The 17045-nt window shown below is 66.9% G+C and carries 14 protein-coding genes; all 14 read right to left on the bottom strand.

The window, feature by feature from the left end; all coding sequences use genetic code 11:
• Nucleotides 1-55: 55 nt before the first annotated feature.
• The 14 genes from EV651_RS27285 to EV651_RS27220 all read right to left on the bottom strand — a co-directional run bounded on the left by EV651_RS27285 (nt 56) and on the right by EV651_RS27220 (nt 16874).
• On the bottom strand, nt 56-1684 hold the full coding sequence (locus EV651_RS27285; protein ID WP_133788103.1) for an extracellular solute-binding protein: 1629 nt from the start codon (nt 1682-1684) through the stop codon (nt 56-58).
• A complete protein-coding gene (locus EV651_RS27280; protein WP_133788102.1) occupies nt 1681-2577 on the bottom strand; it encodes a carbohydrate ABC transporter permease in 897 nt (298 codons plus the stop codon). The genes EV651_RS27285 and EV651_RS27280 overlap by 4 nt, the downstream gene beginning before the upstream one ends.
• Nucleotides 2574-3437, bottom strand: a complete 864-nt coding sequence (locus EV651_RS27275) for a sugar ABC transporter permease (RefSeq protein WP_133788101.1) — start codon at nt 3435-3437, stop codon at nt 2574-2576. The genes EV651_RS27280 and EV651_RS27275 overlap by 4 nt, the downstream gene beginning before the upstream one ends.
• Before the next feature lie 280 nt (nt 3438-3717).
• The gene (locus EV651_RS27270) at nt 3718-4656 is read right to left on the bottom strand and encodes an MBL fold metallo-hydrolase (RefSeq protein WP_166658806.1); all 939 of its coding nucleotides are present in this window, start codon (nt 4654-4656) and stop codon (nt 3718-3720) included.
• 4 nt (nt 4657-4660) lie between these two features.
• Complete coding sequence (locus EV651_RS27265) at nt 4661-5437, bottom strand: enoyl-CoA hydratase/isomerase family protein (protein ID WP_133788099.1); 777 nt, start codon at nt 5435-5437, stop codon at nt 4661-4663.
• The gene (locus tag EV651_RS27260; RefSeq protein ID WP_133788098.1) at nt 5434-6621 is read right to left on the bottom strand and encodes a CaiB/BaiF CoA-transferase family protein; all 1188 of its coding nucleotides are present in this window, start codon (nt 6619-6621) and stop codon (nt 5434-5436) included. The genes EV651_RS27265 and EV651_RS27260 overlap by 4 nt, the downstream gene beginning before the upstream one ends.
• On the bottom strand, nt 6618-7364 hold the full coding sequence (locus EV651_RS27255; RefSeq protein ID WP_133788097.1) for an SDR family NAD(P)-dependent oxidoreductase: 747 nt from the start codon (nt 7362-7364) through the stop codon (nt 6618-6620). The genes EV651_RS27260 and EV651_RS27255 overlap by 4 nt, the downstream gene beginning before the upstream one ends.
• 13 nt (nt 7365-7377) lie before the next feature.
• Nucleotides 7378-9219: a right-handed parallel beta-helix repeat-containing protein gene (locus EV651_RS27250; protein ID WP_133788096.1), complete on the bottom strand. Its 1842-nt coding sequence runs from the start codon at nt 9217-9219 to the stop codon at nt 7378-7380.
• Nucleotides 9216-11075, bottom strand: coding sequence for a right-handed parallel beta-helix repeat-containing protein (locus EV651_RS27245; RefSeq protein WP_133788095.1), 1860 nt, complete (start codon nt 11073-11075; stop codon nt 9216-9218). The genes EV651_RS27250 and EV651_RS27245 overlap by 4 nt, the downstream gene beginning before the upstream one ends.
• Before the next feature lie 26 nt (nt 11076-11101).
• Nucleotides 11102-11896, bottom strand: coding sequence for a ribonuclease activity regulator RraA (locus EV651_RS27240; protein ID WP_133788094.1), 795 nt, complete (start codon nt 11894-11896; stop codon nt 11102-11104).
• A gap of 16 nt (nt 11897-11912) precedes the next feature.
• A complete protein-coding gene (locus EV651_RS27235; protein ID WP_133788093.1) occupies nt 11913-13832 on the bottom strand; it encodes a hypothetical protein in 1920 nt (639 codons plus the stop codon).
• On the bottom strand, nt 13829-14707 hold the full coding sequence (locus EV651_RS27230; protein ID WP_133788092.1) for a carbohydrate ABC transporter permease: 879 nt from the start codon (nt 14705-14707) through the stop codon (nt 13829-13831). The genes EV651_RS27235 and EV651_RS27230 overlap by 4 nt, the downstream gene beginning before the upstream one ends.
• Entirely contained in the window at nt 14704-15585 is an 882-nt protein-coding gene (locus EV651_RS27225) for a carbohydrate ABC transporter permease (RefSeq protein ID WP_202870532.1), read from the bottom strand. Before EV651_RS27225 ends, EV651_RS27230 begins: the two co-directional genes overlap by 4 nt.
• Complete coding sequence (locus tag EV651_RS27220; protein ID WP_166658805.1) at nt 15582-16874, bottom strand: ABC transporter substrate-binding protein; 1293 nt, start codon at nt 16872-16874, stop codon at nt 15582-15584. The genes EV651_RS27225 and EV651_RS27220 overlap by 4 nt, the downstream gene beginning before the upstream one ends.
• Nucleotides 16875-17045: the final 171 nt, after the last annotated feature.

Raw genomic sequence — 17045 nt, 5'->3', positions numbered from 1 at the left:
CAACCGCCGTACGCATCGCCTTGCGGGCGGTGCGTACGGCGGTTGTTGCCTCCGGCTACTTCCGGCCCTGCGCGGCCATTGCTTCTTCGTACTCGTGGCGGATCGCGTCGCCGCTCGACTTGCGCCAGTTGGCTACCGCCTTGTCCCAGTCCGACAGACTGGAGCGGCCGAGCTGGATCTCCTTGGTGAGCGAGTCGAAGTCCTTGTCGGCGACCTTGCCCCTCGTCGAGTCGGTCGACGAGTAGAGCCCGTACGTCGGCTGCAGGATCGCGGTCGGCAGGATCGTCTTGAGGTGGTTGTACGCGACATCGACCGCCTCGGGGTGACCCGGGAAGTAGACCGGATAGCCACCGTCGGCGAGGTACTGGATCGGGAACTCACCCAGGCAGACCTCGCTGCTGCCGTCCTTGGTCAGGACCGGATCGGTGCCCTTCAGGGTGTAGTGCCGCCCGGGCAGGCCGAACTTGCGGAACAGGTACTCCTCGGTGCCGAACGGCGCGGCCATCCAGTTCAGCACCCGCAGGAGCATCTTGGTCCGCTCCGGCGAACTGGGTCTGATCGCCGAGATCGAGTTGTTCGGCGCACCCAGCAGGAACCGGCCGACCTTCCCGGCGCTGTCCCGGACGACCGGCAGCGCGATGGCGAAGTTCGGCGTCACGGCGCGCCGGTAGAAGCTCTGGATCGACGAGTAGGTGTCCTGCGTCATCACCGCGGACCCCTGGCTGAACCAGACCTTCTGGTTGTTCTTCGCCACCCCGTCGGGGTGGATCAGCCCGTCGGCCTGCATCTTCGCGGTGATCGCGAGCATCTCCTTGTACTCCGGGAGCTCGCGGCCGTGCACCAGGCGGCCGTCGCGAACCTCCCAGCCGTTGGGCAACCTCAGCATCGCGCTCAGCGCCGACGAGGGTGGGACCGCGAACGCCCAGCGATTCTTCTTCTGGTCCGTGACCGCCTTCGCCACCGCGTTCAGCTCGTCCACGCCGGGTGAGCCGAGCTCGACGCCGAACTGGTCGAGGAGGTCCTGCCGGGCCAGCAGCAGGGTGGACGACATGACGCCGCGCTGGATCGGGACCGCCCGGATACCGCCGGAGAACACGCAACCGCGCCACGAGTCGGGTGACAGGTTGGCCAGGAACGGGTACTCCAGGATCGCGTCGCCGGACAGGTACTCGGTCAGGTCCTGGGCCCGCGCCTCCAGGAACTGTGGCAGATAGGAGAATTTGCCGTCGACGTTGAACAGATCTCCGAGCGTGTCTCCGGCCACCGAGGTCGCGAACTTGTTGGTGAAATCGGAGCCGGTGGCCGAGGTGATCGTCAGCGACAGCGGCGAACCGATTCTCCGGTTCAGCTCCTGCCAGTACAGGTTGCGGTCGGCGGTCGGCGGAATCGGATTCGACGTCGGCACCGACCCGGACAGGTCGCTGCCATCGGCCGGTACGCCGTCGGTGACCTTCGCCGGATGTTCCGGGAAGCGGTAGAAGCAGTCCGGCATCAAGGGGTGGCTGCGCGGCAGGTCCGGCTTCGGGCCGTCGAAGCGTTTGTACGTCGGGAGCGCGACCGGCTTGTTCAACGCCGCGATATCCGTCGACCTGGTGACGGTGGAGCAGCCGCTCAGGCCGACGGCCGCGGCCGCCAGCGATCCACCGAGGAGCGTTCGCCTGCTGATCCTGCTGATTTCCGTCATCCCTTCACCGCCCCGGTCAGCATGCCCTTGGCGAAGTGCCGTTGCAGGAACGGGTACACGATCAGGATCGGCACCAGCGACACCACCAGGATCGCCATCTGGATCGACTCCTGCGGCGGCAGCTGGTCGGCCGACGCGCCGCCGAGGTCACCGCTGCTCAGCTCGGTGTTGTTGATCACGTAGGTCCGCAGGACGAGCTGCAGCGGCCATTTCGCGGTGTCGTTGATGTAGAGCATCGCGTTGAAGAACGCGTTCCAGTACCCGACCGCGTAGAACAACCCGACGACCGCCAGCACCGCCTTCGACAGCGGCAGGACGATCGACCAGAAGATCCGGAAGTCGCCGGCGCCGTCGATCCGGGCGGAGTCGAGCACCGAGTCCGGGATGCCCATGAAGAACGAGCGCAGCACGATCACGTTGAACCCGCTGATCGCCGTCGGCAGGATCAGCGCCAGCAACGAGTCGAGCAGCCCGAACTCCTTCACCACCAGGTAGTTCGGGATCAGGCCCGGGCTGAACAACAGGCTGAACAGCACGATCATCAGGATCGGCCGCTGCCCGAACGACCCCGGCCGGCTGAGCGAGTACGCGAGCATCGTGGATCCGGCCAGGCTGATCAGCGTGCCGAAGGTGGCGATCACGACGCTGATCAGCAGCGCCCGCTGCACCACGCCGCCGTTGAAGATCGCCTTGTAGGCGTCCAGGTTCAGCCCGTCCGGCCAGAGCACGAACCCGCCGGAGTTCGTGACATGTTCCTGACTGGCGATGCTGGTCGCGATCACGCCGATGAACGGAATGATGACGACCGCGCAGCAGACCAGCAGTACGACACCCTTCACCGCCCGCGACGGCATCCCGGGACCGTCGTCGATCCCTTTCTGAATGACGCTCATCGTTTGTACACCCCTGCCTCACCGAAGATGTGGGCGATCTTGTTGGCGCCGAGCACCAGGACGACGGCAACAAGACCCTTCACCAAGCCGACCGCGGCCGACACACCCCATTGGCCGGCCAGTACGCCGTTGTTGTAGACGTAGGTGTCGAGCACTTCGCTCGCCGGTCGCCCGACCAGGTTCTGCTGCAGGATGATCTGCTCGAACCCGACGGTCAGCGAGTCGCCGAGCCGCAGGATCAGCAGCAGGATGATCAGCCCGCGGATCCCGGGCACCGTGACGTGCCACAGCTGCCGCCAGCGGGAGGCGCCGTCGACGCGCGCGGCCTCGTACAGCCCGGGATCGATCTGCGTCAGCGCGGCGAGGAACAGGATCGTCCCCCACCCGGTGTCCTTCCAGATCACCTGACTGGTGAGCAGCGCGATGAAACCGTCCGGGTTGCCGAGGAAGTCGATCGTGCCCATCCCGTGCTCGCGGAGGAAGTTGTTGATCAGTCCGCTGCCGCCGAGGATCTGCTGGAAGATCGCGATCACGATCACCCAGGACAGGAAGTGCGGCAGGTACAGCAAAGACTGCACGACCCGCTTGATCCGCTCGGACAGCAGGCTGTTCAGCAGCAGCGCCAACGCGATCGGGGCCGGGAACACGAAGATCACCTGGACCAGCGTGATCAGCAGCGTGTTCTTGAGTGCGTTCAGGAACTCCGCGTCGCCGTTGAAGATCACCGCGAAGTTGTCCCACCCGACCCACGCGCTGCGGCCGAGCGGCACGAACGGCAGGTACTCCTGGAACGCGATCAGGTTCCCGAGCAGCGGCAGGTAGTGGAACACCAGGAGCAGCGCCAGCCCGGGGAGGGCCATCAGCAGCAGGATCTTGTCCCGCCGGGCCCGCGCCCACCACGACGGCGGCTTCCCCGCCGAGCGCTCCGAGGATCTACTGTCCGTAACGGCGCCCGGCGGTCCGGACCCCTTGGGTTCTCCGGCCGTGGTCTGTCGGCTGGGGATTCGTTCTGTTTGAGCCACGCGACACTCCCAGGTCGTAGCCCCCCACGATTGGAGAGCGCTTTCCGATCTCCTTGTCCGACTGTGTCGTGTCTTGGGGAGTCACGCAGCTTTGTTCGGAGTGTCTTGCGGAATCCGGTCAGCCGAGGTGGTGCCAGCGGGTCTCGGCGCCGCCGCGACGGGCCAGGTGCTCGAGGTGCGCCCGGGCCATCCGGACGGTCTGCAGGTTGATCCCGCCGTACGCTCCCAACTCGCTGCCGATGGCGTCGGCCAGGTCACGGACAGTCAGCGAACCCTTGCTACGTAGCAGGCCGAGGGTGAGCTCGTCGACGGCGGCGACCCATTCGAGGCTCTCCTCGATCAGCTTCCGGCCGGCGGTCGCGTCCATCGCGTCGCCGTGGGACGGGACGAGCGCGTCGAAGTCCAGCTCGAGGAGCCGGCTCAGCCCGTTCGTGTACCGGACGACGTCGGTGTAGAGCGGCGCCAGCCAGAACGCGCTGTCGAGGTACGGGCGCCCGCGGCCCTGCACGTCGTCGAAGGTGAACAGGGTCCGCGAGGTCTCGTCGAGTACGGCGATGTGCCCGGGACTGTGGCCGCTGGTCGTGATCACCCGCAAGGGGCGCTCACCGGGAAGCCGGTCCCCGTCGCGCAACAGGACGTCGATCCGGACTCGCTCGTCCAGCATCTCCAGCAGCTCGGTCCGCTCGGTCTCCGACAGGTCCAGCGCGTCCGGATCCGAGCCCCACAGTTCGGTCAGCAGCCGCTCGTTGTCCTCCAGCCACCCGGCCTCCAACGCGGGCGCCGCGAACCGTGCCCCGCTGTGCTTGCGCAGTACGGCGTTGCCGCCCATGTGATCGGGATGCGCGTGGCTGTTGACGACCAGGGTGAGATCGGACAGCCCGAGCCCCAGGCCGGCGAGCTCGGGAGCTGTCGACGACTCGGGCGTGGACGCGATCCCCGCGTCGAGCAACACCAGCTCGGAGCCGGCGTCGATCACGTGCAACCAGAGCGGCAGTCCACACACGTGCGGATAGTCGGTCGCCAGCCGATGGATACCCGGCGCGATCTGTTCAGCCACAACCTCACCGTCCTTCGAAGGTTCCGGTACGACGTTCCGCGAAGGCCGCCCGTCCTTCGGCGGCGTCCTGCGTGCCGAGGGCAACGGCCTGCAGCTCGCGCTCGTACTGAATGGCGGCCTCCAGTCCCATGGACCAGGCCGCGCGCAGGTTCGCCTTCGCAGCGGCGGCCGCGACCGGTGGGCGTGCGGCGATCCGGTGCGCCAACTCGGTGGCGGTCGGCAACAGGTCCTCGGGATCCACGATCTCGCTGATCAGCCCGATGCGGAGCGCCTCGACAGCGTCGATGGGATCGCCGGTGAGCAGCATCATCGCCGCATCGCTCGCCGGCACCGACGCCGCGAGGAGCGCCGTCACTCCCCCGCCGCCGATCCACCCGAGCTTGATCTCCGCCGCCGCGAAGCTCGCGGTTCCCGCGGCCAGCCGGATGTCGCACGACAGCGCCAGCTCCAGTCCCCCGCCGTACGCGTACCCGTTGACCGCCGCGATCACCGGCGTCCGCAACGAGCGCAGCGCGTCGCAGTAGTCCCGCCGGTTCCGGAAGTGCCACGGGCCGTCGTACCGGTCGAGCTCGCCGATGTCGCTGCCGACCGAGAAGGCGCGCTCGCCCGCTCCGGTCACCACGACCGCGCGGATCGACGGGTCGTCGTCGATGCGTGGGATGAGCTCGAGCAGCTCGGCGCTCATCGACCGGGTGGCCGCGTTCAGCTTCGCGGGACGGTCCAGGGTGAGTATGCCGACGTACCCGTCCTGCTCGAAGCGGATCTTCCCGTCCGCCCTCATGGGGCTACCACCGCACCCTGTTCGAGCAACGCCTGTCGTTTCGCCGGTGACACGCCGAGCTCGGCCAGCAGCTCATCGGTGTGCTCGCCGACCAGCGGAGCAGGACGATGTACGTCGGGAGGCGTGCGACTGAAGCGGTACGGGAAGCCAGGTGTCGTCACAGTGCCTTCGGTCGGGTGCTCGTACGTCACGAACGACTCGTTGTGCAGCACCTGTGGATCCGTACGTACGTCGTCGTACGAGAGCACCGGACCGCACCACACACCGCGCTCACGCAGCTTGAGCATCCAGTGCTCTGTCGTCTCTCGTCGTAGCGCAGTAGAGACCGCAGCGGCGATCTCGTCCCGCCGCGCGAACCCGTCTCGCTCCGCGTCCAGCCCGGCCAGCTGTGGCGCGTCCAGTACCTCCGCCAGCACAGGCAGGTTCGCAAACGCCAGAGAGATGTACCCGTCCGCAGTGGTGAAGATTCCGTACGGCGCGCGGATATAGCTGTGCGCATGTACCTCCTCCGACCGCGTCTGCGGTACGCCGCCAACGGTGTGCACCGACAGCTCCTGCATTTGTAGCGCGATCACCGCGTCCAGCATGTTCACCTGGACCAGCTGTCCCTCACCGGTCCGCTCCCGATGCAGCAGAGCGGCTAGTACACCTTCGAACGCGCTGTACGCCGTGACCGCGTCGGCCAGGAAGTACGGCGCAGCGACGGGCGGCTCGTCCGGTCGGCCGGCGCTGAACAGGGCACCGCTCATCGCCTGCACCAGCAGGTCCTGTCCGGGCCACTCGGCGTACGGGCCGCTCTCGCCGTACCCAGAAATCGACACGTAGACCAGCGAGGGCTTCAGTGCGCGGAGGGTGTCGTAGTCGAGGCCGAGACGTGCAGCCACACCAGGCCGGTAGTTCTGCAGGAACACGTCCGCTGTGCGCACCAGCTCGTACAGGAGCTCACGGCCGGCGTCGGACTTGAGGTCTACGGCCAGACTGCGCTTGTTGCGGTTCAGCGACAGGAAGGACGCGTTGACCTGGTTGCCGGTCGCGCCACCGGCGGCCGTGTGCCGTTGCCATTCACCGGTGACCGGCTCGACCTTGACCACGTCCGCGCCGAGGTCGCCGAGGCGCATCGCCGCCAGCGGGCCCGCCATCGCCACCGACACGTCGAGTACTCGGTAACCGCCCAGGATGTTCATTGCGCCGTCCAGCCCGCGTCGACCGGCAGGATCGCGCCGGTGATGAACGACGCGTCGTCGCTCGCCAGGAACGCGATCGCCGCGGCCACTTCCGACGGCTGCCCGATCCGACCGAGCGCGTGGTGCCGGTCGACCATCGCCTGCATCGCACCCGGATCGTCCGCACCGCTGACCTTGCCGTTGCGGATCAGCGGCGTGTCGATCAGCCCGGGCGCCACGCAGTTCGCGCGGACGCCGGCCGGGCCGTGGTCGAGTGCCATCGCACGGGTCAGGTTCTCCACGCCGGCCTTCGCCGCACAGTACGCCGACCTGTTCCGCTCCCCGACCGTCCCGATCGCGGACGAGATCGTGACGATCGCACCGCCGCCCTGCGCGACGAAGCGCGGCAGGACGGCCCGGCACGAGTTGTAGACACCGGTCAGGTCGACGTCGAGGATCGTCCGCCATTCGTCCGGCGTGGTGTTCGGCACGGTGTCGCAGACGTCCACACCAGCAGCACTCACCAACACATCAACCCGCTCCAACCCGGAGACAACCTCCACCGTCTGCTCGAGATCGGTCACGTCGAGCTGAAACGCCGTACCGCCCAGCTCATCGGCAAGCTCAGCAGCTGCTGAGCCGTTGCGGTCGCAGATCGCGACCGTGCCGCCCTCGTCGGCGATCCGGCGGGCGGTGGCCGCGCCGATCCCGGAAGCACCCCCGGTGATCAGCGCGACCTTGCCTGCAAACCTTTCCTTGTCCATGACCTCAGGGACCTCAGGGCTTCTCGTAGGGGAACGAAGGGAGTACGCCGATCTGGTCGTACTGCATCTTGGAGTCGTCGAACCCGGCCTCCCAGCTCACGTTCGCGAACGTGTCGCACGGCCCGGCCGACGGCCCGTGGTACGGGTCGCTCTCGGTGTTCGTCACCAAGATGTGAGAGAACGCGAACCCGCAGCCGCCGAAGTCCATGTGCACGCCGTACGGCTTCGCGTCCGGCATCGACGGATCGGCGTTGGCATCGTCGATGATCATTTGCGACACGGAGGCGTCCGGCGTGTACGGCGGCTCGTTGCGGACGCCGTACGCGTAGAACGGACCGGTGTCGCCGCTGTCCTGCGCCAAGTGCGACAGCCGGACGAACTTGACGGTGTTGCCGCCGGTGTAGTTGTCCGCGTTCGGGATCTCCGGCCGCGACTCGATGCTGATGCCGTACCGGGCGCCGTGCTCGACGACCGTGTGACTGATCTCGTTGCCGCCGCTGTTCATGATCTCGACGCCGGCCGAGTCGCCGGGCACCAGCTCTCCGATGTGGTGGATGTAATTGTTGGTGAACGTGTTGCCGTGGGCAACATCGCCCTCGCCGGGCCAGCCGCCCTCGACCTTGATGCCGTCGTTGCCGAGGTGCTCGAGCAGACTGTCCGACACGGTGGTCTTCTCGTTCGCGAACAGCAACTCGATCGCGGTGAACCCGGTCTGCTGGATGTGCAGCCCGGTCAGCTTCACCCCGCGCGTGTTCGTGAGCGTGATCGCACCCCACCGGTTCCGCGGCAGCTCGATCTGCGTGTCGTACTTCGGGTACTTGTGCTTGACGCCCGAGTCACCCGTCCCGTTCCAGCCGTACCGGTACCAGTCCATGAAGTCGGTGTGCTGGATGGTCAGTCCGTCGAGGGTCAGGTTCTCCACCCGCCGGTTCGGGGACGCGCCCTCGATCGAGAACACCTGCGTCTGCGTCGGCCGGTACACCGTGACGCCGTCCATGGTGCCGCCGGCCGGCTTGTAGTACAGGGTTTTCGCCGGGTAGTCCAGGTAGTACTCGCCGGCCTGGTCGAGCAGGCTCAGCGAGTTCTGCACGTAGTACCGCGAGCCGCCCCCGGAGTTGATGAAGCCGTACCGCGCCGGGTACACCAGCGTGGTCCGCTTCTTCGTGAAGTTGATGTCGAGCATCGGGATCGTGTCGGTGAACCACGACCACGAGCCGCCCGACCACACCGTCACCTGCGCGGGCCACGACGTACCGAGCCGAAGATCCCAGGACGGGTCGATGTCACCGGCGTTGAACCCGAGCTGGTCGCGCACCGCTTCCTTGGTCGGGTCGAACAGGACCGACCGCAGGTACGGCGCCCATTTGTCGTCGGACTCGCGGTTCGGGTAGCGGGCCGTGGTGGCACGCTTCCCGTCGGCGTACAGGCTGTAGAACGGCTGGCTGATGTCGACCGGCGCCTTGAAGATGCCGTCCTTGTACGGCGTCCAGCCGGTCACCTCCCGCCCCGCTTCGAAGACGGCCTTGCCCGGCCCGTCCGCGCTCCGGTACGTGACCCCGGAGTCGCGGTCGTCGAACGTGATCGTCTTGTCGACCTGGTACGTCCCGGCCTTCAGGTTCACCACCGTGGTGCAGCCGGCGTGCGCCCTGATCCGCAAGGCATCCCGCGCGTGCTCCACGGTCTTCCACGGCTTCCGCTGCGTCCCCGCAGCCGAGTCGTCGCCGTCGGGCGACACCCAGAACCCGTCACACGCGGCGGCGTCCTTCTCCGGCCCGGCGCCCAGCGCCGTGCCGGCTCCTACGACTGCGAGCGCCAGACCGATGACCACTCCGCCCAGCAGCTTCACCCGGTTCACCGGCCTGTCACGTCGTACGGGAAGCCGGGCAGTACGCCGATCTTGTCGTACTCCATCTTCGACGTGTCGAAGCCCGCCTCCCAGTCGGCGTTGGTCACCTGGTTGCACTGGTAGGCCTGGTACTTCTGGTCGGTCACCTTCCCGACCTGCACGTTGCTGATCGCGAACCCGCAGCCACCGGCGTCCATGTGCACACCGCGGGTACCGCCGGCGTCGGGCATCGACGGGTCCGGAATCACGTCGCCGATCACCATCTGGTCGATGCTGTTCTGGATCGGGTGCGGCTCCTGGTTGTCCACGCCGTACGTGTAGAAGGCGCCCATGTCGCCGCTGTCCAGACCCATCTCCTCCAGCTTGATGTACTTGAAGGTGTTACCGGACGAGTACTGGTCCGGGTCCTTCACCTCCGGCCGCGACTCCAGGCTGATGCCGTAGCGGGCGCTGTGCTTCACCTCGACGTTCGTCACCGTGTTGTTCCCGGTGGTCATCAGTTCGATGCCGGCCGCGTCACCCGGGACCAGTTCACCGACATGGTCGATGAACAGGTTCGAGAACGTGTGGTGGTTGGTCAGGTCCCCTTCGCCGGGCCAGCCGCCCTCGACCTTGATCCCGTCGTTGCCGATGTTCTCCAGCAGGCTGTCGGTGACCCTGGTGTGATCGTTGGCGTACAGCAGGAAGATGCCGGTGTAGCCCGTGTCGGAGATGTGCATCCGGCTCAGGTCGATGTTGCTGGTGTTGGTCAGGGTGATCGCACCGAACTGGTCCCGCGGTAGCTCGATCTGCCGGTCGTACTCGGGGTACTTGTGCTCGTAGCCGGAGTCACCGGGAGCGTTCCAGCCGACCCGGTACCAGCTGACGAAGTCGGAGTACTGCACGCCCAGACCGTCGAACGTCACGTCGTGCAGCCGGTCCTGCGGTGACTTACCGGCCAGGTTGAGCACGGTCTTCACCGTGGGCCGCAGTACCTTGACGCCGTCCATCGTGCCGGCGCGCGGCTTGTAGTAGACCTCACCGGCCTTGAAGTCGACGTAGTACTCCCCTGGCTGGTCCAGGAAGCTCAGCGAGTTCTGGAAGTAGTACCGCGAGCCGCCGCGGCTGTTCACCATGGCGAACCGGGTGAAGTACTTCAGGGTGGTCTGGGTCTTCTTGAAGTTGGTGTCCAGCAGCGGGATGGTGTCCGTGAACCACGACCACGAGCCACCGGACCAGATCGTCACCGACGCCTGGCTCAGGTCCCACTTCGGATCCCAGTCACCGGCCTTGCCCCACAGCCAGTTGTGGACGTCCATCTTGTCCTCTTCGTAGAGGATCGACGTCATGTACGGCGCCCACGTGTCCTCGGCGGCGCGGTTCGGGTAGCGGGCGTTCGTGGCGCGCTTGCCGTCCTCGAAGAGCGTGTAGAAGGGCTTGGACGCGTCGAACTTGGTCTTGTAGATGCCGTTCTGGGTCGGGGTCCAGCCGGTGAGCTCCTCGGCACCCTGGAGCTGCGCCTTACCGGGGCCGTCGACACTGCGATACACGACCCGGTGGCCGTTCTTGCCGGAGTCCTGCTCGTTCAGGTCGATCGTGGACGCGACCGGGTAGTTGCCGGCCTTCAGGTTGACGGTGATGTCGCAGTTCATCCGGTCGTTGAGATCCTTGTTCCGGATCTCGTCGCGGGCCCGGGTGACGGTCTTCCAGGGCTCCTTCTCGGTGCCCTTCGCGGAGTCGTTGCCGTCGGGGGCGACCCAGAAGTTGTTGCAGTCGACCGCACCGGCGGGTTGGGCGTTGAACTGGAGGGCCGCGACGGTCACCAGGGCAGCCGCGACCACCCCGGCGCCGACGCTGAGCGTCGTACGCCTGGTTCTTCTGGACATGTTGGGCGGGTCCTCTCTCGGGAGGGTCAGTCGCCGGCGTTGCCGTTCTGGCTGCGCCAGCGCTCGTACTCGAGACGGGTCTTCTCGGTCAGGGGGTAGTAGTCACGCAACGGGGCGCCTTCGTCGATCCGGCGCCGGCTGAACTTCTCCCACTCGTCGTGCTCGGCGGCCGCCTGGACGACGGACTCCGCACGCCGGCGGGGTACGACGACGGCACCGTCGTCGTCGGCGAGCACCAGGTCCCCCGGCAGCGTGAGGACGCCGCCGACCGCCACCGGGACGTTGTACGCCCACGGGAACAGCTCGGACTGGGACGCGTAGTGCGGGGTGGCTCCGGTGGACCAGATCGGGACGTCGAGCTCCGACACCCGCGGTACGTCGCGGATCCGGCCGTCGACGACGATGCCGGCGCCGCCGCGGAGCTTGAAGTAGCGGACCAGCATGTCGCCGAAGCAGCCGGTGGTGTGGCTGCCGTACGCCTGGACCACCAGGACGTCGCCCGGCTGGATCTCGTCGAGCACGGCCCACAGGGCCGTACTGCGCTCGATGTACTCCTGGCTCTGGCCGTCGGCGATGTCCTCACGCTGTGGCATGAACTGCAGGGTCAGCGCGCGGCCGACCACCTTCTTGCCGGGGAACATGCTGGTCGGACCGTCGACGAAGGTCCGGCGGATGCCCTGGTTGTGCAACCGGGCGCAGGCGGTGGCCGACCCGATCTCGGACAGCCGCGACACCAGGTCCGGATCCGGCGCCGGCGGGGTGTCGCCGCGCACCGGCAGGTCCCAGACCGGCGTCACCGGAGCTTGTTCCGTGCTGCTCATATGTCTCCTCGGTAATTCATTGGGCAAGCGCCAGATGTGCGGCGCGATAGGTGTTTCTGGTCAGCCGCAGATCCAGCCGGATGGTTCGGCCCGGCGGCATCGTCACTTCGAGTCTGTTGCTGTCGACAACGACCGTCCGGCGGCCGGGCGTCGGCGGGGTCGAGGTGTACGCCGGTGACGGCCCCGGGTACTCGCCGGTGGCCGTGGACACCGTGGCCTCGTCGATCCGGTCGGTGCCGAAGCTCCCGGCCTGAACGATCACCCTGCGGGTCTGGGTCGCGGACAGGTTCACCAGTTGCAGACCTGTCCGGTCCGGCTCCACTGTGTCGACCAGTGCGGCGACGTCAGGTGGCAGGCCGGGACGTCCGCGGTCCGCGTCCAGGTAAAGCACGCGCAGTGGCAGCAGGCCGCCGTTGTAGAGCAGCTGCGGCGTACCTGTGGTCAGCTGCAGCAGCGCTTCGGTGGCGACCGGGTTGTGCCGTTGCCAGTGGTGGATGTTCATGTCGGCCGGGTCGACGGTGTCGACGGCCATCAGGTCCATTCGGCGCTGCACCTGGGACAGTGCGACACCCAGCATCGCCTCGGGGTAGCCGGGGTTGTCTCCGGCTAGGTAAGCGAGCCAGGGCGCCTCGTGACCGGCGTCCTCCTTGTTGCGGAAGTCGCGGACCGTACGCCAGTCATAACCGCTGCGCTCGCGCAGCTTGCTCAACCGCTCGCGGTCACCCGACTCGAAAGATGCCTGCCACAACCACATCGGCAGTCCCAGCTGCGGGGGCTGGTAGTCGAACCACCCGTCGTCGCTGTGCCGGTTCGGGATCAGCAAGGTCGGGTTGGCGCAGTCGTCCCCCAGCTCGGCCTCCCACCGGTCCCGGATACTCATGTCGGTCTCGTCGACCGCACCGGTGATGCCCCGTTCGTACAGGTGGTCCAGTAGCTGCCGGGCGAAATCCAGCCGCTTCGAGTCACCCGTGAGTACGACGCCGTTCAACGCCGCGACGCAGGCGGCCGAGCCGACGCTGTAGACGCCGTGCGGCCAGTTCCAGCCGTACTTGCCGCCGTACCAGCGACCGTCGTGGAGCTCGCCGACGATGCCGTTCGGGCCGACGTTGTCGGGCAGCAGGCCGCCGTTCGCCTTGGCCCGCTCCTCCCACGCGTCCAGGTACTCCAGCGTCCAGGCGGCGAACCGGTCGCTGTGGTCGTACAGCCAGGCGTTCGCGGTCAGCGTCGTCGCGGCCAGGTTGACTGCGGTGTCACCAGCACCGAGTCGGCGGATCATCTCCGCACCCATCAGGTCCGCGTTCGCCGGGTCCTTCAGATCGTCCCAACTGCTGATCCCGGGTACGCCGGACAGCGGCAGCCCGAAGATCCGCATCCGCTCCTGGTTCGCGCCGAACGTCCGCCACTCGTCGTTGATGCCCCACCGCGGACCGCCGGCGCCGTTGTGCGGCGCGCGGATCGTCCGGGTCGCCGGGTCGTAGTTGGCGGCCGGCGAACCGGGGAGATACAGCTCGGCGAACCGGTACGCGCGCTCGCGGAACACCTCGTCCGTCGGGTCGGCCGCACACAGCGAGTAGAAGAAGATCATCGACTCGCCGAGGTGGAACCAGTCGTACCCGCGCTCGAACTCGTCGACCAGGAAGCCCAGGTCGGTGAGCTGCCGGGTGACGCCTTCCCAGTGCCACTTCGACACGTCGATCAGGTCGTCCGCGCCGCCGAGCTGGTAGAGCACCGGCCAGTTCACGAACGCCTCGTAGAAGTCGTCCGCACCGTCGCGGCTCTGCACCGGACCGGCGTACCGCAGGCTGCCGTCGGGGAGGCAGTAGCGTTCGCGGAACAGCCACCAGCCCTCGTCCATCACGTCGAACAGGCGCCGCTGCATGATCGCCCAGGCCGGCGGCGAGCCGATCGGTATCTCTGCGACAACAGGTTCGCTCATCCCTTGGTCGCTCCCGCGGTCAGGCCGCTGATCACATGCCGCTGGAGCAGCACGAAGACCACCAGCAACGGAGCCACTGCGAGCAGCAGCGTCGGGAACACCACCGTGTAGTCGGTGGAGTACTGGCTCACCGCGGCGTACACGCCGGTCGTCACGGTGTAGAGACCGCTGCCCGGGCCGAGGATGATCTGCGGGTTCACGAAGTCGTTCCACACCGAGAACGTGTTCAGGATGACCATCGTCACCACGGCCGGCTTCATCAGCGGGAACACGATCGACCAGAACACCCGGTGCTTGCCGGCCCCGTCGACCGCGGCGGCCTCGTCCAGGCTCGCCGGGATCGTCATGATGTAACCGGCGTACAGGAAGATCGAGAACGGCAGCGTGAGCGTGGTCTCGAACAGCACGAACCCGGGGATCGTCCCCATCAGCCCGAGGAACTTCAGCGTGTAGACGACCGGGATCACCAGCACCTGGCTGGGGATGAACGTCCCGGCCACGAACAGCAGCAGGAGCATCCGGTACCGGCGTTCGCTGCGCCGCGCGATCACGTACGACACGGGACCGGCCAGCGCGACGGACAGCACGTTCACCGACACCACGAACAGGATCGTGACGGCGTACCCCTTGAGAATGTTGAAGTCGGGGTTCGTCGCGGCCTTCCGCAGGTACTCCGTGGTCAGCTGGTCGGGCGACAGCGAGAACGGGTGCGCCAGGATGTCCTGCTGCGACTTGAACGCGCTGATGATCAGCAGGTACATCGGCACCAGCATCAGCACGCTGGTCACGACCAGGAACGCGATCCGTCCCCAGCCCTTTGCTCTGAAGGGTTTGAACTGCACGCCGGCCACCCGCGGCATCCGCAGGGCGCTCATGCCTGCACCCCTCGGTCAGCACGTGCTCGCAGCCGTGCGACGGTCAGAGCGAGACCCGCGGTGATGACCATCAGGACAACGCTCTGCGCCGAGCCGAACCCGAGCGCGTTGTTGTGGAACGAGTCCCACAGGATCAGGTACGCCGCGGTCTGCGTGGACCCAGCCGGTCCACCTCCTGTCAGCGACACCACGAGGTCGTACGTCTTCAGCAACGTCACCAGCGACAGCACGAGGTTCACCGTCACCACAGGTGCCAGGGCGGGCAGTGTGACGTTGAAGAACGTCTGCCGTTTCGACGCACCGTCGATGCGCGCCGCCTCGAGCAGGTCCTTCGACACCGTCTGCAGCCCGGCCAGGTAGAGCACTACGTTCACACCGAACCCGGCCCAGACCAGGACGGCGATCAGAGTGGCGAGAGCCCATTTCGGGTCGGAGAGGAACGGCAGTACCTCGGCGCCCTTCGACGTGAGCCAGCCGTTGACGACACCCGACGTACCGAGCACTGCGCTCCACAGGAAGCCGACGACCAGCGCGCTCAGGACGTGCGGGTAGAACAGCACGATGCGGAAGAACGCGTTCAGCCGGGACGCACCGTTCACCAGCAAGGCGAACCCGAGTCCGAGCACGCTGAGCAGGACTGTGCCGACAGCCGCGATCAACAGCGTCACCCAGCCCGCCCGGATCGCCTCGGCGCTGTGGGTCAGGCTGACGTAGTTCTTCAGGCCGACGAACGCCGGGTTCGCGCTGTAGCCGTCCCAGTCGGTCAGGCTGAGGTAGAGCGACAGACCGACCGGGACGACCAGCATGACGACGAACAGCACCAGCGCCGGGCCGACCATACTGAGGGTCGTCAGATTTGTCGTCAGGCGGGCTCTCACGACTTCGAGCCCATCCAGCTGTCGATCCGGGTAGCGACGTCCTTCGCGCTCTTCCCCGTGTAGAGGCTCTGGACCGCCTTGTTCCATTCGCCGTTGAAGCCCTGCGGCAGCGTGTTGGCGCCGTACCCCTCACCCTGGGCGACCTGCTTCGGCGCCTGGTCGAGGATGTCCTGCACCTGCTTGCCGAGCGGCGACAGCTTGTCGGTGTAGCCCTTGCGGAAGTTGCCGTCCTGCGCGAGCTGGCTCTGGACGGCGGTCTTGTCCGTGACCAGCCACTGCACCAGCTTCACCGACAGGTCACGCTGCTTGGTCGACTTGAGGATCATGTACGGCGCGGCCATCGTGACACCCTGCGGACCCGGCGACGGCTGCCCCTTGTCGGTCGGGGCGGCGAACACGCCGAGGTCGAACTTCGGCTTCGCGTCGTCGGCCGTGCGGACGAACCAGCTGCCCATGATGTACATGCCGGCCTTGCCGGACAGGAAGTTGGTCTGCGCGCCGACGTCCTTCAGACCGAGCGCGTTCTTGTCGACGTACCCGTTCTTGATCCAGGACTCGTAGCGCTCCAGCAGCGGCAGCATCGTCTCGCCGACCTTGGCCTGCTTGGAGCTGATCTGCTGGTACCAGTCCGGGTACTTGGTGGCGATCGACGGGTCGCTGAGCTGCAGCAGCTGCAGACCGGTCACGTAGTCGCCGGCGGTCTGCAACGGCAGGTAACCGGCCGCCTTGAGCTTGCCCATGGCCGCGGTCAGCTCGTCAAGGTCCTTCGGCGGGGCGCTGATACCGGCCTTCGCGAAGGCGTCCTTGTTGTAGAACACCAGGGACTGCGCCTGCTGGCCGACACCGACCGTGTACACCTTGCCGTCCAGCGAGGCCTGCTCCACCAGCGGGGTGTCCTTGGTCCACGCCTGGTCGGTCAGGTCGAGCATCTGCGGCGCCAGCACCTTGTCGGCCATCAGCGTCTCGACGACATCCGGCGCGTTGCCGGCCGCCAGCAGCTGCGGCAGCGTGTCCTTGACGCCCGAACCGGTCGGCGCCTCGATCTTCACGTCGACGCCCGGGTTGGCGTCCTCGAAGGGCTTGACCAGGCCCTCCCAGTAACTCTTGGTCAGGTTGGGGGTGATGTTGACCAGCATCCGGACTTCGCCGGTGCTGTCACCAGCAGCACCCTTGTCGTCGCTGAAGCCGCCACCGCAGCCCGCCGCGCCCACCAGGATCACAACGGATGTCAGCAGGCCGAGCGTGCGCCCTGGTTTGCGTCCTGGATTGCGCCGTACTGAACGAGCCATTTCCGGGTCCTCCTCGGATCGTCCCGGCATCGAGGGCGGCCGGGCGTCGTTATCGAGTGACGATGCAGAGCGCGGCGCGTAAGTGTCAACGTTTAAACGGCAAAGTGGACGTTATGAGTCAGAAGTCCGTGCCATATGGGGTTGGCAGAACGCTGTGAACCGGGTCACCAT

It is taken from the genome of Kribbella sp. VKM Ac-2571 (genome assembly GCF_004362255.1).
In the GTDB taxonomy this organism is placed as follows: Bacteria; Actinomycetota; Actinomycetes; order Propionibacteriales; family Kribbellaceae; genus Kribbella; species Kribbella pratensis.
This window is presented reverse-complemented; position numbering and strand designations above follow the sequence as displayed.